General features: G+C 69.1%; 14 protein-coding genes. 8 read left to right on the top strand and 6 right to left on the bottom strand.

All coding sequences use genetic code 11. From position 1 onward, the window contains the following. Positions 1-81: 81 nt before the first annotated feature. The gene (locus HPO96_RS27335; protein WP_171677203.1) at positions 82-396 is read right to left on the bottom strand and encodes an STAS domain-containing protein; all 315 of its coding nucleotides are present in this window, start codon (positions 394-396) and stop codon (positions 82-84) included. A 139-nt stretch (positions 397-535) separates the two neighbouring features. Between HPO96_RS27335 and HPO96_RS27340 the strand changes: the two genes are divergently transcribed. The 5 genes from HPO96_RS27340 (at position 536) to sppA (ending at position 8,049) form a co-directional block, all read left to right on the top strand. Continuing rightward, complete coding sequence (locus tag HPO96_RS27340) at positions 536-859, top strand: hypothetical protein (protein ID WP_337796832.1); 324 nt, start codon at positions 536-538, stop codon at positions 857-859. Between the two features lie 180 nt (positions 860-1,039). Next, positions 1,040-1,669 (top strand): RNA polymerase sigma factor, encoded by a 630-nt coding sequence (locus HPO96_RS27345; RefSeq protein ID WP_171677205.1) that lies wholly within the window; start codon positions 1,040-1,042, stop codon positions 1,667-1,669. After that, a complete protein-coding gene (locus HPO96_RS27350) occupies positions 1,669-2,784 on the top strand; it encodes a CU044_5270 family protein (RefSeq protein ID WP_171677206.1) in 1,116 nt (371 codons plus the stop codon). Before HPO96_RS27345 ends, HPO96_RS27350 begins: the two co-directional genes overlap by 1 nt. 86 nt (positions 2,785-2,870) lie before the next feature. Beyond that, on the top strand, positions 2,871-6,311 hold the full coding sequence (locus tag HPO96_RS27355; protein ID WP_171677207.1) for a S8 family serine peptidase: 3,441 nt from the start codon (positions 2,871-2,873) through the stop codon (positions 6,309-6,311). Between the two features lie 85 nt (positions 6,312-6,396). Beyond that, entirely contained in the window at positions 6,397-8,049 is a 1,653-nt protein-coding gene (sppA, locus tag HPO96_RS27360; protein WP_171677208.1) for a signal peptide peptidase SppA, read from the top strand. On the opposite strand, the gene HPO96_RS27365 is transcribed toward sppA, so the two are convergent. Further along, complete coding sequence (locus HPO96_RS27365) at positions 8,050-8,634, bottom strand: cob(I)yrinic acid a,c-diamide adenosyltransferase (protein WP_171677209.1); 585 nt, start codon at positions 8,632-8,634, stop codon at positions 8,050-8,052. It abuts the gene before it with no gap. A gap of 50 nt (positions 8,635-8,684) precedes the next feature. Here HPO96_RS27365 and murA point away from each other — a divergent pair, with 50 nt between their 5' ends. Then, positions 8,685-9,971, top strand: a complete 1,287-nt coding sequence (gene murA, locus HPO96_RS27370) for a UDP-N-acetylglucosamine 1-carboxyvinyltransferase (protein ID WP_171677210.1) — start codon at positions 8,685-8,687, stop codon at positions 9,969-9,971. Positions 9,972-9,980: 9 nt separating this feature from the next. Here murA and HPO96_RS27375 read toward each other — a convergent pair whose 3' ends face one another. Next, positions 9,981-10,544 carry a TetR/AcrR family transcriptional regulator gene (locus HPO96_RS27375; RefSeq protein WP_171677211.1) on the bottom strand — a complete coding sequence of 188 codons (564 nt, stop codon included), beginning with the start codon at positions 10,542-10,544 and terminating at the stop codon, positions 9,981-9,983. Between the two features lie 85 nt (positions 10,545-10,629). On the opposite strand from HPO96_RS27375, the gene HPO96_RS27380 reads away from it, so the two are divergent. Beyond that, positions 10,630-11,916 (top strand): MFS transporter, encoded by a 1,287-nt coding sequence (locus tag HPO96_RS27380; RefSeq protein WP_171677212.1) that lies wholly within the window; start codon positions 10,630-10,632, stop codon positions 11,914-11,916. Between the two features lie 9 nt (positions 11,917-11,925). After that, entirely contained in the window at positions 11,926-13,116 is a 1,191-nt protein-coding gene (fabV, locus tag HPO96_RS27385; RefSeq protein ID WP_171677213.1) for an enoyl-[acyl-carrier-protein] reductase FabV, read from the top strand. Here fabV and HPO96_RS27390 read toward each other — a convergent pair. Genes HPO96_RS27390 through HPO96_RS27400 form a run of 3 tightly spaced genes read right to left on the bottom strand, consistent with a single transcriptional unit; the run spans position 13,113 to position 17,580 of the window. Beyond that, on the bottom strand, positions 13,113-14,090 hold the full coding sequence (locus HPO96_RS27390; protein ID WP_171677214.1) for a phosphotransferase enzyme family protein: 978 nt from the start codon (positions 14,088-14,090) through the stop codon (positions 13,113-13,115). The genes fabV and HPO96_RS27390 overlap by 4 nt on opposite strands. Positions 14,091-14,131: 41 nt before the next feature. After that, positions 14,132-16,630: a DEAD/DEAH box helicase gene (locus tag HPO96_RS27395; RefSeq protein ID WP_171677215.1), complete on the bottom strand. Its 2,499-nt coding sequence runs from the start codon at positions 16,628-16,630 to the stop codon at positions 14,132-14,134. Further along, positions 16,630-17,580, bottom strand: coding sequence for a hypothetical protein (locus tag HPO96_RS27400; protein ID WP_171677216.1), 951 nt, complete (start codon positions 17,578-17,580; stop codon positions 16,630-16,632). The genes HPO96_RS27395 and HPO96_RS27400 overlap by 1 nt, the downstream gene beginning before the upstream one ends. Positions 17,581-17,666: the final 86 nt, after the last annotated feature.

The following is a 17,666-nucleotide window of genomic DNA, read 5'->3' on the forward strand; positions in this document are numbered from 1 at the left end:
CCGAGAGTAGGACTGTGTGCCCTTGTGAGTCGCCCCCTCGTGACTCGTGTCACGAGGGGGCTGCATCACATTGGGGCCTGCCTAGGCGCTGATCGGGAGCGGCGTCCGTTCGACGTGCAGGATGCGGTGCAGGCGGGTGACCGCCAGGATCCGCACCACCGACGGCAGTGGGTGCCACAGGACGAGTTGCCGGCCGAGCAGTTGCGTCCGGCGGTGGGTCGCCACCAGCAGACCCAGACCGGTCGCGTCGACCGCGTCCACGGCTTCGAGGTCGACGATCACGTCACCCTCGGAGGTGTCGATCAGATGGTTGAGTGTCTGCCGGACGTCGCCCACAGTGCGCACGTCCAGGATGCCGGTCAGATGTACGACGTTGTCATGGGTCGGTGCGTGCATGTCCGTGCCCTCCGCTCTTTCGGCGGCCCCCGAGTCCTCGGCCGCTGTGGCAGCGTGTGTTGGTAAAGACTCCCCGGGGACACGGATGGTTGCCAAGGGGTCGGCACATTTTGTTTTCGGACAGGAGGAGAATGGTGATGTGTTCGCCGAGCGGTACTTCCTGTTCCCGGTGGTGGCCATCGCGTTCGCGGTGGTCATGGTGCTGCTGTGCCGGTGGGCGTTCTCCAAGGCCAAGGGCGGGTCGCTGGTCCGCCGGGTCGACCACGGTCCCGCCACGCGGGACTCGTTCGGCCTGCTGATCGACGTCCGGACCGAACGCAGTCACAACGAGGCCCGGATCGCGGTGTCGAAACTGAAGGACTTCGGGATCAAGGCGACCACCGCCCGCACCCGGGAGGGCTGGACGGTCTACGTCTGGCCGAAGGACGAGCAGGCCGCGCGCGGCCTGCTGGACACCCGCTGAGCCCGTTCCTGGCAGTTTCCTGACCGTTCGCTGTCCTCCGAACGGCGTGCTCGCGCGTCTACCCGCAGGCATGCCCGGACGCCGGGCAGGTGTGATCGGGGTCACGAGAAGGGTCCAGGGGACATCGGGCAAGAACAGGGCGAGCCGCTCGGCGGCGACCCAGCAGACACGAGGAGTGCGATGACGCCCGACGTGGCCCTGGCGGCCATAGTCTTCCCCGGGCGGGTCTCCGCCGCACCGGTGGAGACCGCGGACGAGGACAGCCGCGCCCTGGAGGCGTCGGTGCGCGAGCCGGACCGGTTCACGCAGATCTTCGACACCTACTTCGGCCAGGTGCACTCGTACGTCGCACGCCGGCTCGGCACCGACATCGCCGACGACCTGGCCGCGGAGACGTTCCTGATCGCGTTCCGGCAGCGGGAGCGGTTCAACAGCCGCAACGGCGTCGTCCGGGCCTGGCTGTACGGCATCGCGACCAATCTGATCCGGCGGCACCGCCGGAACGAGGTGCGGGCCTGGCGGGCCACGGCGAAGCTCCCGCTGCCGGAGCCGACCACTGGGCACGAGGAGCGCGTCGCCGCCCAGGTGACCGCACAGGGCGTCAGCCGGGAGCTGGCCGCCGCACTGGCCAAGGTCTCCGCCAAGGACCGTGAGGTGCTACTGCTGGTGGCGCTCGGCCAGCTCACGTACGACGAGGTCGCGGCCGCGCTCGGAATCGCCTACGGGACTGTCTGCTCGCGACTGTCCCGGGCCCGGCGCGTCATCCGCGAGTCCCTCGGCCACACCGATCCGACAGCAGGTGACTCCTGATGAACGAGCTCGAGTCCATTCGCAACGCCTACCCGGAGCAGGACGGTCCGACGCCCGAGGCGTCCGCCGCCGCCCGGCGGAAGCTGCAGAACCTCATCTACGAGGAGCGCAACCGCAGCCGCTCGACACTGGCTCGGGTCGGCTGGATCGGCAGCGCAGTCACCGCCGCGACCGCAGTGGTCACCGTGGTTGCCCTCGGCGTACCGCTGCTGGACGGCGACACCAGTGGCGACGTCGGTGTGGCCCCGGCAACACTCACCCCGCCCAAACTGGCCAGTGCGAGCGAGACGCTGATCGCAGCCGCAGTCCAGCAGGAGAAGGACGAGAAGGTCGCCGGCAAGTACTTCCGGGTCCGGACCTTACACGCCATGACCGGAGTGCGCGTCGGGCGGCCGCGCTACACGCTCAGGCGGCAGACCATCGCGGAGCGCTGGATGCCGGCGCGCAGCGGGGTGAAATCCTGGTTCGGCTGGGTCGAGCTCGGCTACAAGCCCGCCACGCCCGCCGACGAGGCCAAGTGGCGCGCGCAGGGCTCGCCCACCTCCTGGGACCAGAGCGAACTCGACCGGCACATCACCCACGAACCCACCGAGCCCGTGGTGAACGAGATGTCCTTCGAGGACGTGCCACCGGGCTACTACCTGTCCGGTGACAAACCCCTCACCGCCCAGCAGATCGCCGCGCTGCCCACCGACCCGGTCAAACTGCGTGCGGTCCTGGCGCGCGGCGCCGACCCGAGCAGCCCCTCCCTGGTGGACTACCAGGTGTACAACTCGGCCGGCCGCCTGCTGTTCGAGGCTCCGTCCCCGCCGAAGCTGCGCGGCGCGGCGCTCCGCGTGCTGTCCGCACTCCCAGGCGTGACGATCGAGCGCGACATCAAGGATCCGCTCGGCCGGACCGGCACCAAGGTGTCGCTCAAGACGGACTTCGACCGCATCAAGCCCGGACCGACCCCGACGCTGTTCAGCGACGGCCGCATCGACTACATCATCGACCCGGTGCACGGGCGCCTGCTCGCCTCGCAGACCTACGGTCCGAAGAGCGGCGCCGACATCGTGCTCGAGTCGGGCTGGACGAACGAGCGGCCGACGCCGCCCTCGACCAGCATCCGCTGACCCACCCCTAGGACCCGGTACCGGCCGTCTGGCCGGTACCGCGCTTCACCCTGCCCGGAAACTGCCCTTCCCCGAGAGGTGAACCCTTGCCCAGATTCCGCCCGCACAAGGCCGTGGCCGCGGCGACAGCCGTCGCTCTGGTCGGCCTCACTGCCGCTGTCCCGCCCGCTGTCGGCGCCGGCGCCCCCGGTACGGCGACGTCCGTGTCGAGCAACCTGTCGTCGCTGACATTCACTCTGGTCACCGGTGACAAGGTGATCGCCCGGCGAACCTCGACCGGCGTTGTGCCGGTAGACGTCCGTCCCGGCCCAGGCCGCGGTCCGATGGCTTTCCACAAGCTGTCGCTCAAGAACGAGCAACTGGTCGTCCCGTTGGACGCCATGCCGCTCGTACACGCCGGTGTGGTCGACTCTCGGCTGTTCGATATCGCACTGCTCGACAAGCTCGGTCTGGACGACAAGTCCGCTCCGCAGCTACCGCTGCTGGTCCAGCACGCCAGCAACGGCACGACCCGCGCAGTCCGGTCCGCGCTGCCGGAGGGGACCGAGGTCAAGCGCGAACTACCGAGCATCGACGCGGTCGCCATCGGCCAGGACCGCAAGCAGGCCGGCGACCTGTGGTGGAACTGGCTGAACAGCACCCAGGCGAAGCGCCGCACCGGCCTGGCCGGCACTGTGCAGAAGCTCTGGCTGGACGGCGGCGCCACCCCGCTCCTCGATCGCAGCGTCCCGCAGATCGGCGCACCGACGGCCTGGAAGGCCGGTCTGACCGGCAAGGGTGTCAAGGTCGCCGTCCTCGACACCGGCTGGGATCCGGGTCACCCCGACCTCAAGGACCGCGTCGTGGCCACCAAGAGCTTCGTCGCGGACGACGAATCACCCGTCGACAAGGTCGGCCACGGGACGCACGTCGCCTCGACGGTCGCCGGCACCGGCGCCGCCTCGGCCGGCCAGTACCGCGGCGTCGCACCGGAGGCGGACCTGATGATCGGCCGCGTCTGCGGCTTCCGCAACTGTGAGACCTCGGCGATGATCGCCGGGATGGAGTGGGCCGCGAAGTCCGGCGCCCGCGTGATCAACATGAGTCTCGGCGCCGGTCCGACCGACGGCACGGACATCCTGTCCCAGACGGTCAACGAGCTGACCGCGAGCACCGGTGCGCTGTTCGTCATCTCGGCAGGCAACTTCGGCCTGGACACCACAGTGTCCACACCGGCCGCGGCGGACGCCGCTCTGGCGGTCGCGTCGGTGACGAAATCCGACACCCGCAGCGAGTTCTCCAGTCAGGGACCGCGGTTCGGCGACCTCATGGTCAAGCCCGAGATCGCCGCGCCGGGCAGCCGGATCATCGCCGCGCGGGCCGCTAACACCCCGCTGGCGCCGTTCGCGATCAACGACTCGTACGCCGACCTCTCGGGCACGTCGATGGCTGCACCGCACGTGGCCGGCGCGGCTGCGCTGGTGGCACAGGCACACCCGGATTGGAAGGCTCCGCAGCTGAAGTCCGCGTTGATGGGCTCTTCGCTGCAACTGCGCGACCAGGGCATCTACAGCCAAGGCGCCGGCCGGGTGGATGTCGCCAGCGCGCTGAAGCAGCCGGTGCTGGCCATTCCGAGCAATCTGAGCCTTGGGCTGCAGAAAGCGCCGCACGACGACGACAAGCCGGTTACGAAGCCGGTTACGTACTACAACACCAGTGCGCACCCGGTCCGGCTGTCGCTGCGGGTCGATGGCCCCAAGCTGTTCCAGCTGAGTACGACGTCCCTTCTGGTGCCGGCCAATGGCAGTGCGACCGTCGACGTCACTGCTGACACCTCTGGCCCGGAGGCCGAAGGCGCGTACGCGGCCTGGATCGTTGCCACCAGCAACGGGTCGACCGTCCGCACCACGGTCGGAGTGGGTAAAGAGGTGACCACTCACGAGTACACGTTGAACATGCTGGACCGGACCGGCGCACCGGCCCGCAATGACGAGCAGTACATCGCAGGCGCCTACCTGGTCGATACCGAGCGCCTGCTCTGGCACTTCGTCCCGGCCGGCGAGAAGGTCGAGCTGCCGGCCGGCCGCTACATCGTCGACGGCCTCGCGGCGAAGTTCAACGACAACGGCTACGGCTACGGCTATCAGGAAGGCACCTACTACTCCGAGCCGGAGGTGGTCCTCGACAAGGGCGGACCGATCACTCTCGACGGCCGCACTGCCCGCGAGGTCGCGATGAAGCCTCCGGTCACCGATGCGACCACGGCGTCGGCAGGTATCGGCATCGCGCGCCAGATCGGCGACTGGTCGTACACCGGCGGTGTCGGCGTCATCAACGGCGGCAACGCGAACTACGCGCCCAAGCTGTATGTCGTCCCGAGCAAGACCGGTCCGGACAAGCGGTTCACCAGCTACGCCCACGCGGTCTGGGTGGGCACGCCCGACGGGCCGGACCCGAGCGGGGAGCTCTTCCTGGACAGCCCGTACTTCTACCACGACTCCACTGTCTGGCCGGGCGGCCGCATCCCCGCTGCGCCGTCGTTGATCACTGATCCGGCCGACTACGCGCACGTGGACGCTTCGTACGCCGGAGAGCCGGGATACCGCGCCAACAACTACAGCTACCCGACTCTGCCGCAGCGCAACGGCGACGGCACCTGGGTGCCCGCGTTCGTCTTCACCCCATCAGTCGGGATGACGCTGCCGTTCCGGCGCAACGAGTACTACACCGCGAAGAACGTGTTGTGGGGCTCTTCCAACGAGGTCTACCGGTACAGCGAGGAGGCGGGCTTCGAGTACCTGACCGTGCTGGACTCCCCCGCACGGTCGTACCCCGCTGGGCGGACGACCAAGGAAGACTGGCAGCGCGGCGTCTTCGGACCGAGCCTGGCCGACTCCCGGATCGGAAACCCCGGCCGAGACGCTCAGCCGTGGTCGTCGCGGGATGGCGACAGTCTGAGCATCTATGTGCCGTCGTTCGCCGACGGTCACCCGGACCGGCTCGGTGACACCGGTCTGGCGTCGGAGCGGACGACGCTGGCCCGCGACGGGCAGGAGATCGGTTCCACCGATTCACCATCCATCCAGACGTTCGCCGTCCCGCCGGGTGCGGCGACGTACGAACTGACGAAGGTGACCAAGCGGGCCGACGACTGGACCAGGTTGTCGCCGGAGATCTCCTCGAAGTGGACCTTCCGCTCGCAGCGCACCCCGGACGGCGTGAACACCGCACTACCGCTGCTGAACGTCCGCTACACGCCAGAGCTCGATGAGCGGAACTACGCACCGCAGGGCCGGTTCCAGTTCCCGGTCACCGTGCAGACGGCGTTCCTGGCACCCAAGCGACCGATCGTCGCGCTGGAGCTGTCGACGTCGTTCGACGACGGCAAGACCTGGCAGCAGGTGTCAGTACGCCGTACCGGCACCGCAACCTGGACGGCGGCGCTCGACCACTCGTCCGCCGGTTACGTCACGCTGCGGGCGCAGGCCCGGGATGCGGCCGGTAACAAGGTCGACCAGACCATCAAGCGGGCCTACGAAGTGAAGTAATCCCAGGAGCACCTGGCGGCTCGCGGTTGAGGGGCTTCGAGCCGCCAGGCCTTGGGAAATCCGGAGCAGTGACTAGTGTCGGTGTATGGCGACTCTGCTCGAGCTGGATCTGACCCGTGGTGTGATCGAGACGCCGCCGGCCTCGCCGGTGGCTGCCTTCCGGGCGCGGCATCTGCCGACCCTGCGGGAGCTGGTCGCCGCACTGCGCAAGGCCGCACGCGACGAGTCGGTCGTCGGGGTGGTGGCGCACGTGGGCGGGCCGGCGCTGTCGCTGTCCCAGGTGCAGGACCTGCGGGATGCCGTGGCCGACTTCCGCACCTCCGGAAAGCCAGCTGTCGCGTGGACCGAATCCTTCGGTGAGACCGGTAGCGGCACTGTGCCCTACTACCTGGCCACCGCGTTCGACGAGATCTGGGTGCAGCCTTCGGGCGAGCTGGGGATCACCGGCGTCGCAGTCCAGGCAGTGTTCCTGCGGAGCGCGCTGGACAAGGCCGGAGTGATTCCGCAGTTCGGTAAGCGGCGTGAGTACAAGACCGCCGCGGACACCTTCACCGAGAAGGAGATGACCGGCCCGGCCCGTGAGATGGCGGCCCGGCTCGCGGAGTCGGCGTACGAGCAGATTGCCGACGGCATCGCCGTCCGCCGCCGGTTGACGCCGGAGCAGGTGCGCGAGCTGGTGGACAACGCGCCGCTGCCCGCCAAGGCGGCTCTGGACGCCGGGTTGGTCGATCGGCTCGGCTACCGCTCCGACGTGTACGACGAGCTGAAGAAGAGGCTCGGCGAGACCGAGCGGCTGCTGGCGGAGCGCTACGTACGGCGCGGCCCGCGCACGTTCGCGGAGTTCCAGCGCCGCCTCCCCTGGCCGGAGAAGCCGGTGGTCGCAGTGGTTCGGGTCTCCGGCGGGATCACGGTCGGCCGCAACTCGGCCAGTCCGCTTGGCGGGCCCGGCTCCGGCTCGGACACGGTCGGTGCGGCGCTCCGCGCGGTTGCGGATGAGGCGAAGGTCAAAGCCGTCGTACTGCGGATCGACAGCCCGGGCGGCTCGTATGTCGCGTCGGATGCCATCCGCAACGAGGTGCTGCGGCTGCGGTCCACCGGCCGGCCGGTGATCGCCTCGATGGGCAGCGTGGCCGCCTCCGGTGGCTACTTCGTCGCAATGCCGGCTGACGTGATCGTGGCGCAGCCGGGGACTATCACCGGTTCGATCGGCGTCCTGACCGGGAAGGGCGTCGTCCGGGACGCGCTGGCGCGGATCGGCATCTCCCAGCAGGCCGTCTCCGAGGGCGCGAACGCCCGGATGTTCTCCGCCCAGGAGGAGTTCACCGACGAGCAGTGGTCGCGACTGGAGGAGACGCTCGACCGCATCTACCAGGACTTCGTGGCCAAGGCCGCTCAGGACCGTGGCCTGCCGGAGGAGCAACTGGAGCGGCTCGCGCGCGGCCGCGTGTGGACCGGAGCGGACGCCCACGAACGCAAGCTGGTCGACGAGCTCGGCGGCTTCCAGCACGCGTTGCAGCTGGCCTGCGACCGCGCCGGGCTGGACAGGGACGACATCCGCGTCGCGACCATCCCGCACCGCAACCTGCTCGACCAGCTACGCCCGCCGACCACTACCGACGATCTGGCCGTGACCTCGCAGCCGCTGACGCTGGACGGCCTGACCAGCGGGCTTTACAGCGCGCTGGGCCTGCCGCCGGCCGGTCTGCTGCGGATGCCGCTCAACTGGCAGCTCGGATAGTCAGGAGGTCCGCTCGCCGCCAGGAACCCAGAGGACGTCGCCACCCGACGACAGGTTGGCGACCCGGCCCAGGATGAAGAGCAGGTCCGACAGCCGGTTCAGATAGGTGATGGCGAGCAGGTTGACCGACGGGCCGTGGGCCTCGACCGCAGCCCAGGCTGTGCGCTCGGAGCGGCGTACGACGGTCCGAGCGACGTTCAGGTAGGCCGCACCGACCGTGCCGCCCGGGAGGATGAACGAGCGCAGCTTGGACAGGCGGCTGTTGTACTCGTCGCACCAGCCTTCCAGCCGGTCGATGTACTCCTGCGTGATCCGCAGCGGCGGGTACTCCGGGTTCGGCGTGATCGGGTTGCAAAGGTCCGCGCCGACATCGAACAGGTCGTTCTGGATCCTGGTCAGCAGCACCACCAGCGCGCTGTTCAGGTGGCCGGCCGCGATCGCGACCCCGATCGCCGAGTTGGCTTCGTCGACATCGCCGTACGCCGCCAGTCGCGGGTCCGTCTTCGAAGTCGTCGAGTTGTCGCCCAGGCGGGTCTCGCCAGCGTCACCGGTGCGGGTGTAGATCCGCGTCAAGTTCACAGCCATGGCAGGGACTCTACGCAAAGGTGGATACGTCTAAACGCTACAGTCGACCAGTGGAACGGTTTCGGATCGCAGGTGAGGCACGGCTCGAGGGAGCCGTGGAGGTGGCGGGCGCGAAGAACAGCGTGCTCAAGCTGATGGCCGCAGCACTGCTGGCCGAAGGGACGACGACGCTGCGGCAGGTGCCCGGCATCCTCGACGTCACCTTCATGGCCCAGCTGCTGGACACCCTGGGCTGTTCGGTAACCGTCGAGGCGGACGCCGGGCTGGCGACGATCGCCGTCCCCGGTGAGATCGGCTACCAGTGCGACTACGACCTGGTGCGCAAGCTGCGGGCCTCCATCTCGGTGCTGGGCCCGCTGCTGGGCCGCTGCGGCCGCGCGGAGGTCGCGCTGCCCGGCGGGGACAACATCGGCTCCCGCGGGCTGAACATGCACGTGGCCGGGCTGGAGGCGATGGGCGCGAAGGTGCACATCGAGCACGGCTTCGTGATCGCCGAGGCCCCGCAGGGGCTGCACGGCGCCGAGGTCTGGCTGGACTTCCCGAGCGTCGGGGCGACCGAGACGATCATGATGGCGGCCGTGCTGGCCCGCGGGACGACCGTGATCGAGAACGCGGCCCGCGAGCCGGAGATCCAGGACATCGCGATCATGCTCGGCGAGATGGGCGCGCAGATCGAGGGCGCCGGGTCGCCGCGGATCGAGATCACCGGGGTCAGCGGGCTGCTGAAGCCGGTCGACCACGTCGTCGTCCCGGACCGGATCGTCAGCGGCAGCTGGGCGTTCGCGGCGGCGATCACTCGTGGTGACGTGACCATCACCAATGGTCACGCTGAGCATCTCGAGCTGCCGCTGGACAAGCTGCACAAGGCCGGCGCCGAGATCGAGGTGCTGAACCCGGGGTTCCGGGTCCGGATGAACGACCGGCCGAAACCCGTCGACGTCGTCACGCTGCCCTACCCGGGGTTCGCGACCGACCTGCAGGCCTTTGTGATCGCGCTGAACGCGATCAGCGACGGCGCCGCGATGGTCACCGAGAACCTCTTCGAGGGCCGGTTCACGTTCGCGCAGGAGCTGACCCGGCTGGGCGCGCAGATCCAGACCGACGGCCACCACGCCGTCGTCCGCGGCGTCCCTCGACTGTCCGGCGCCCCGGTGGTCGCCTCCGACATCCGCGCCGGCGCGGCGCTCGTCCTGGCCGGCCTGGCCGCCGAGGGCGAGACGCTGGTCTCGGCCGCTCACCACGTGCACCGCGGCTACACCGACTTCGCCGGGAACCTGCGCCGCCTCGGCGCCGATGTCACGGTCGAGCCGGACGACTCGGACGTCTACTGGAACTGAGCCGGCCTGCTACCGCCAGGCCTTGAGAAGCGTCGTCACGTGCAGGCGCAACGCTTTCGGCGGTAGCGGCGACGGACTGGTCAGAACAGCGGAGACAACCGGCCCGATCAACTGGGCGGTGGCGAGCGCGGCGTCCGGCATCTCCGGCGCGACCGGCCGAACGCGCTCGAGGACGTCGCCGGCGCTCGCGCCCAGCAGATCCGCCTGCCGAACCAGGCCCAGCACGGCGGGATCGTGCTGGGCCTCGCCGATCAGCGCCCGATAACTCAGCCCCGCCGGCGAGGTCGTGAGGAAGGCGGTCAAGGCCGTCAGGTAGGCGACCAGATCACTCGCGGGATCGGAGCGGGGCGGCGTCCCGAGCTCCTGCCGGCCGTCGATGACACTTGCCTCGAGCAGGATCTCGGCCTTCGTCGACCACCAGCGGTACACCGTCTGCCGGCCGACCCCGGCCCGCTCCGCGATGCCCTTGATCGTCATGGCGCCGTACCCGATCTCGACCAGCAGGTCGTCGACCGCATTGAGCACCGCGCGGCGCGCCTCCTCGCTGCGCGGGCGTCCTGGGGACCGGTTCATCGGAGCACCATACCGAGACATCGTGCCTTGGATCTGTTAATCTTCATTTCCGAGGCACAGTGCCTCGTAAATTGGAGGCAGCTGTATGTGCCGAGCCTGCGGCTCGATCGACCACCGGCCCGAACCCGCCCGGGCGCCGCGCTTCGCCGCGCTCCGGAACCGGGACGCGCGGCCGTACCTGTTCGGGACCGGCCTGGCGATGATGGGCGACAACATCGAGCACGTCATCACGTACTGGGTGCTGTGGCGGGAGTTCCATTCGCCTGCGCTGGCCGGATTCCAGGTGATCAGTCACTGGCTGCCGTTCCTGCTGTTCTCCGTGCTGTCCGGATCGCTGGCCGACCGGTACGACTGCCGGCGCGTCATCCAGTCCGCGCAGGCGCTGTTCATGGTCGTGTCCCTGTGCTGGGGGCTGCTTTTCCTGACCGACTCGCTCCAGGTCTGGCACGCATGTGTCCTGCTCGTTCTGCACGGCTGCGCCGGCGCACTGTGGGGTCCCGCCGAACAAATGATGCTGCACGACTTCGTCGGCCGCGACGACCTGCCCAGCGCCGTCCGCCTGAACGCGACCTTCCGCAGCCTGGGCGTGCTGTGCGGCCCGGTCGTCGGCTCGGCGCTGCTGCTCCTGCTCGGCCCGACCGGCGGCATCTTCGCGAACATCGCCATCTACCTGCCGCTGACGATCCTGCTCTTCCGCACCCGCTTCACCGGCCACGTCCGCGAAGGGGTCGGCGCCCGGCCCCGCGTCGGGCCGCTCGCCGCGCTGCGTGCGGCCCGCGGGCTGGCGATCAGCCCGACCATCGGCAGCATGATCATCCTGGCCGGCCTGGGCTCGTTCTTCGTCGGCGCCTCGATCCAGACCGCGATGCCGGAGTTCGCCGAATCCCTCGGGGCCGGCGCCACCGGCCTGACGTACGGCGCCCTGCTGTTCGCGGCCGGATTCGGCGGAGTGGCCGGCGGCCTGGCCATCGAAGCCACCGGCTGGCTGCGCCCGACCGTGCGAACCGCAGTCGTCGCGACGGTGTGCTACGGCCTGAGCATCGTCGTCTTCGCCCTGACCGGTTACTACGTCCTCGCCCTGATCGCCCTGATGATCAGCGGCGTCGCGAACTTCGTCTCGATGTCCGTCTCCCAGACCGTCGTCCAACTCGAGGCTCCCGCTGCCGACCGCGGCCGCATCGTCGGCCTCTACAACACCTCCTCCGGCGGCCTCCGCATCGGCAGCGGCTTCACCGTCGGCCTGGCCGGCACCGCGATCGGCATCACCTGGTCCCTGGCCCTCAGCGCAGCAGTCCTCGCCATCGCCGCCCTCGGCACCGGCGCCTACGCATTCTTCAAACGCCCCGCCACCCCGAACGGCGTTGCGGGTTAGGGTCGTGCCATGAGTGAGCGCGTGGTCAAGCCGGTAGGCCGTGGTTTCCTGTTCCTGGACTCGCATCCGGCGGGATGCGCCCAGATCGTCCGCGACCTGGCCGCCTCCGTGGTGCCGCCGATCGTCGAGCCCCGTGTGCCGGAGGACGCGCCGGTCGCGCTGGTGATCGGCTCCAGCTCGGGCTACGGGCTGGCGACAACGATCGCCGGGCTGACGGCGTTCGACATCACCGGGGTCGGGGTCTCCTTCGAGAAACCGGCCAACGCCCGGCGGACGGCGTCCGCCGGCTGGTACCGGACGGCGGAGACCGCGAAACTCGCCCGGGAGCGGCGCTCGCGCTTCTCGTTCGTGAACGCGGATGCCTTCGCGGACACCACCAAGGCGGAGGTGCTCGATCTGATCGCCGAGAAGTTCGGCAAGATCGACCACCTGATCTACAGCGTCGCCGCCCCGCGCCGCACCGATCCGCGCACCGGCGAGACCTACCAGTCCGCGCTGAAGACGATCGGCGAGCCCTACACCACCAAATCCCTCGCGTACGACGGCGCCGAGCCGCAGCTGACCGAGGTCACGGTCGACCCGGCCACCGACGACGACCTCGCCCAGACCGTGAAGGTGATGGGCGGCGAAGACTGGGCCCGCTGGGTCACCGCGCTCCAGGAGCGCGACCTGGTCAGCGAGTACTTCAACACCGTCGCCCTGACCTACATCGGCTCCGACATCACCGGCCCGATCTACCGCCAAGGCTCCATCGGCGCCGCCAAGGCCGACCTCGAGCAGACCGCGCTCACCCTGGCCAAGAACGGCATCCGCGCCTACACCTCGGTCAACGGCGCCGCCGTCACCCAGGCCTCCTCCGCCATCCCCGGCATCGGCCTCTACACCAGCCTGCTGCACAAGACCCTCGGCGCCGACATGCAGACGCCGATCCAGCAGTCGGTCAACCTCTGGAGCCAGCTCACCGGCAAACCCAAGGACCTCGACGACGACGGCCGCATCCGCCTCGACCGCTGGGAGCTCACCCCCGAAACCCAGGCCACCGTCCACCAGGCCTGGCAGTCCGCCACCCAGGACAACCTCGCCGACGTCGCCGACACCGACTGGTTCTACACCGAAGTCCGCCGCCTCTACGGCTTCGACGTCCCCGGCGTCGACTACGAAGCCGAGGTCGAGGTCGACGTCGCCTGGCCCGCCAACTAGCCGAGTAGCCGCTCTAGCGAGCGGTGGATCCAGCTGGTCGTCCGGTCGAGGTCGGCGGCGAAGGCCGGGTTGAGTTGGGCTTGGCCGGTGTACCAGAGGCCGAAGGCTACGAAGCGGGTGGCGAGGAAGTCTTCGAGGTGGCCGAGGTGAGCGACCGGGCCGTAGGCGGCGAGGAGCGCGGCTCGGTAGGCGGGGTAGTTGGGGTGGTCGAGGTACTCCCAGAGGGGGACGGCCAGGTCGTAGAGGTGGTAGCCGAGGCCGCAGTCGTCGAAGTCGATCAGGCGGACGGCGGGACCGTCGAAGAGGGCGTTCTCGAGGTGGAGGTCGGCGTGGATGAGCGTGAAGACGTCGGGGTCGGTGCCGAGGTCGGACATCACGGTCTGCATGCGGCGGGCGACTTCGTCGAACTGGGTGCGGAGCGGCGGCGATAGGAGATCCCAGCAGTCGGCGGCGGAGCGGCCGCCGTACTCCATCGTGTTGCCGAAGTAGGTTTCCCAGTCCCAGCGCATGCGCACGAAGCCGGCTGGGAGTGTCCAATTGGCTGCCTGATCGTGCAGCGTGGCGAGCACGGCTCCCAAACGGTGGAAGTGGATCGGGCGCGGGTTGGTCGCTTGCATCCGGCCGGGCTGCCAGCCGAGGAGGGAGCAGACCAGGCCGTCGGCCACCGCGGTCCACTGGCCGTCGCGGGTTCGGATCGGGGTCGGGACGCTCAAGTCGGTGTCGGCTTGGAGCGCGGCCAGCCAGTCCAGCTCCGAGCCGACCGCCAGGCAGGAGTCGACGTCCGGACCGTGCCGATTGGGGCGGTGGACCCGCAACAGGAAGCGGCCGTCGGCGGAGTCGACGCGGAACGTCGTGTTCTCGCCGTGGGTGATGAAGGTCAACCGCGGCTCCTCGATCGCGAACTCCGCCAGGGCGCGGGTCGCGCTCCGGCGGATCCGCGCGACCTGGGCGCGTTGCGACACGAGTTCAGCCATCCGTCGAGCGTAAACAGACCGCTCGACGTCCGCCACGGACTTTAGAGCGGCTTGAAGGACACCATTTCGAGGACCAGATCGCCTGCCTCATCGGACGCCGCGAGGTCGACGGAGGCGGTGATTCGCCAGTCGTGGTTGCCCTCGGGGTCGTCGATGATCTGCTGGACCTCCCAGTAGCCCGGGTGCTCCTCGACCAGGAACAGGGCTGGACCGCGGGCGGCCGGGCCGGTGTTGAGGGTTTCGTGTTCGGCGTAGTACGCCGTCCCGGCCTCGGCCCAGCGACCGGCGTCCCAGCCGGCGTCGGTGTCGAGTTGGCCGAGCTCGGCCCAGCGGTGCCGGGCGACCAGCTCGACCCGGCGGAAGACCGCGTTCCGGACCAGGACGCGGAAGGCGCGCGAGTTCAGCGTGATACGGCGCGGGCCGACCGGGGTGACCTCGACCTCCTCGGTGACCGGGTTGGTCAGCTCCTCCCACTCGTCGAGCAGGCTGGAGTCGGTCTGCCGGACGACCTCGCCGAGCCACTCGATCAGGTCGGTCAGATCCTCGTTCACCTTGTCCGGCGGGACGGTCTGCCGCAGCGCCTTGTAGGCGTCGCTCAGGTACCGCAGCACGATGCCCTCGGAGCGCGAGAGACCGTAGTACTGGATGTACTCGCCGAACGTCATCGCCCGCTCGAACATGTCCCGGACGACGGACTTCGGCGACAACCCGGCCTCGGCGATCCACGGATGCGTCTGCCGGTACATCTCCAATGTTGCCTCGAGCAACTCTTCGAGCGGTTTCGGCCAGCTGATCTCGTCGAGCAGCTCCATCCGCTCCTCGTACTCGATCCCGTCGGCCTTCATCGAGCTGACCGCTTCACCCTTGGCGTGATGCAACTGCGCCATCAGGATCGCGCGCGGATCCTCCAGCGTGGCCTCGACGACCGAGACCACGTCGAGCGCGTAGACCGGATCCTCCGGGTCGAGCAGATCGAGCGCGGCGAGCGCGAAGGTCGACAGCGGCTGGTTGAGGCTGAAGTCCTTCTGCAGGTCGACCGTCAGCCGCAGCGACCGGCCGAACTCGTCGGGCTCGGGCAGCCGCTCGACGACGCCCGCGGTCAGCAGCGTGCGGTAGATCTGGATCGCCCGGCGGATCAGCCGGCGCTGCGCCTTCGTGTCCTCGTGGTTGTCCTGCAGCAGGTGCCGCATGCTGTTGAAGGCGTCGCCGTCGCGGGCGATCACGTTCAGCAGCATCGCGTGGTTGACCCGCATCCGCGACTGCAGCGGCTCGGGCTCGGCGGCGACGAGTCGCTCGAAAGTCTCCTCGCCCCAGGTGACGAACCCCTCGGGCGGCTTCTTACGCTGGACGCGCCGCTGCTTCTTCGGGTCGTCACCGGCCTTGGCGAGCAGTTTGACGTTCTCCACGACGTGATCCGGCGCCTGGACGACGACCGTCCCCGAGGTGTCGTAACCGGCGCGGCCCGCCCGGCCCGCGATCTGGTGGAACTCACGCGCCTTCAGGATTCGCTGGCGACGACCGTCGTACTTGCTCAGCGCGGTCAACAGCACCGTGCGGATCGGGACGTTGATGCCGACGCCGAGGGTGTCGGTGCCGCAGATGACCTTCAACAGACCCGCCTGCGCGAGCTGCTCGACCAGCCGCCGGTACTTCGGCAGCATGCCGGCGTGGTGGACGCCGATACCGTGCATGATCAGCCGCTGCAGCGTCCGGCCGAACCCGGAACTGAACCGGAAATGCCCGATCAGCTCCTTGATCTTGTCCTTCTCCTCCTTCGTGCAGACGTTGATGCTGGTCAGCGCCTGCGCGCGCTCCAGCGCCGAAGCCTGCGTGAAGTGGACGACGTACACCGGTGCCTGATGCGTGACCAGCAGCTCGGTCAGCGTCTCGTGCAGCGGTGTGGTGACGTACTTGTAGATCAGCGGCACCGGGCGCTCGCCCGAGGAGATGATCGCGGTCGGCTGCCCTGTCCGGCGGGAGAGGTCGATCTTGAACCGCTCGACATCGCCGAGGGTCGCCGACATCAGGATGAACTGCGTGTGCGGCAGCTCGAGCAGCGGCACCTGCCAGGCCCAGCCGCGATCCGGCTCGGAGTAGAAGTGGAACTCGTCCATCACGACCTGGCCGACGTCGGCCGCGCTGCCCTCGCGGAGCGCGACGTTCGCCAGCACCTCCGCCGTACAGCAGATGATCGGCGCGCCCGCGTTCACCGAGGCGTCACCGGTCAGCATGCCGACCTTCTCCGCGCCGAACACGTCGCACAACGCGAAGAACTTCTCCGACACCAGCGCCTTGATCGGCGCCGTGTAGAACGTCCGCTTCCCGTTCGCGAGCGCCGCGAAATGCGACCCGGTGGCGACCAGGCTCTTCCCGGAGCCGGTCGGCGTCGACAGGATCACGTTCGACCCCGTCATCACCTCGATCAGCGCCTCCTCCTGCGCCGGGTACAACGTGATCCCCTGCTCACCCACCCAGGTGGCGAACGCGTCGTACAACGCGTCGGGCTCAACAGTCCCCGGCAACTTCTCGGTCAGCGTCATCACCCCCATTGTCCCAGCACCACGATCCGCGGATGCCGCCCACCCGCCGCAACCTCGACCACCTCTTTCACCTCCCATCCCGCCAGCTCCGCCACCTGCTCCGCCGCCAGCAGCGCCACCACCACCCCACCGCCCCGCAACACCCGCCCCCACGCCTGCGCATAAGGCGCCAACGCCCCGATCCCGACCCGCACATTCCAGGGCGGATTCGTCAACACCCGATCCCACTCCCCACTCACCCCCGCAGCATGCCCCCGCCGCCAGGTAATCCAGTCGCCATTCGCCTGAGCTGCCTTGGTCGCCGCCAGTTCCCGGTCTATGCCCAGATAGTTCGCTGCGGGCTCGACGGCGTGTGCCTCCAGCAGCAGCGTTCCGGCACCGCAGAACGGGTCCAAGACGTCCAGATCAGGGGTGATCCCGGCCAGGCGGGCCATGGCGGCGGCTACCGGCGGGTGCAGGCTTCCGACGACGGTCTGTTGACGCCAGGGACGCCGGTGCAGCGGAACGAAGTACGGGCGCTCAGCCACCCACATGGCCTTTCCGTCGAGGACGACGCGCCAGTCGGTACGGTCGGTCGGTGGACGGATGCCGGCTCGCCGTGAGCAGTAGCCGGGCCCGAGCCCCGCGCCGATCAGGTCCTCGATGTCGAAGCGACTGAAGTTTCGGGAGCCGTTGAAGGAGGCCGAGACGGCGAACACCCCGTCCGCTGCCGCGTCGACCTCGGCGACGGCAGCCTGGAGACCGGCCTTCGTACGGCCTGGGTCGGCGACCACAGCGCGTACGACGAACAGGTCGTCGGCCAGCCTTGGCGGCGTCTGGAGGAGCTCAGCGGAGAGCTCGACGATCAGTTGGCGTTTGGACACCTCGACCAGGTGATGTCCGGCGGCGGCGAGCTCCTCAGCCGTCAACCGCTCCAGACCTGACACAGTGCGTACCAGCACCAAGGGCATGCGAAAACTCCCGGTGAGCAATCGGGAGCGACCGACTGGTCACTCCCGCATCGCCGACCACGGGCTCATGCCTCAGGTCCGGCCGG

The organism is Kribbella sandramycini (assembly GCF_013131805.1).
In the GTDB taxonomy this organism is placed as follows: Bacteria; Actinomycetota; Actinomycetes; order Propionibacteriales; family Kribbellaceae; genus Kribbella; species Kribbella sandramycini.

Coding starts and splice junctions, on each gene's coding strand:
- HPO96_RS27390 (WP_171677214.1), bottom strand. CDS start 14,090: ATGGCTGAACTCGTGTCGCAACGCGCCCAGGTCGCGCGGATCCGCCGG.
- fabV (WP_171677213.1), top strand. CDS start 11,926: ATGAGTGAGCGCGTGGTCAAGCCGGTAGGCCGTGGTTTCCTGTTCCTG.
- HPO96_RS27375 (WP_171677211.1), bottom strand. CDS start 10,544: ATGAACCGGTCCCCAGGACGCCCGCGCAGCGAGGAGGCGCGCCGCGCG.
- sppA (WP_171677208.1), top strand. CDS start 6,397: ATGGCGACTCTGCTCGAGCTGGATCTGACCCGTGGTGTGATCGAGACG.
- HPO96_RS27335 (WP_171677203.1), bottom strand. CDS start 396: ATGCACGCACCGACCCATGACAACGTCGTACATCTGACCGGCATCCTG.
- HPO96_RS27350 (WP_171677206.1), top strand. CDS start 1,669: ATGAACGAGCTCGAGTCCATTCGCAACGCCTACCCGGAGCAGGACGGT.
- HPO96_RS27365 (WP_171677209.1), bottom strand. CDS start 8,634: ATGGCTGTGAACTTGACGCGGATCTACACCCGCACCGGTGACGCTGGC.
- HPO96_RS27400 (WP_171677216.1), bottom strand. CDS start 17,580: ATGCCCTTGGTGCTGGTACGCACTGTGTCAGGTCTGGAGCGGTTGACG.
- HPO96_RS27395 (WP_171677215.1), bottom strand. CDS start 16,630: ATGACGCTGACCGAGAAGTTGCCGGGGACTGTTGAGCCCGACGCGTTG.
- HPO96_RS27380 (WP_171677212.1), top strand. CDS start 10,630: ATGTGCCGAGCCTGCGGCTCGATCGACCACCGGCCCGAACCCGCCCGG.
- HPO96_RS27345 (WP_171677205.1), top strand. CDS start 1,040: ATGACGCCCGACGTGGCCCTGGCGGCCATAGTCTTCCCCGGGCGGGTC.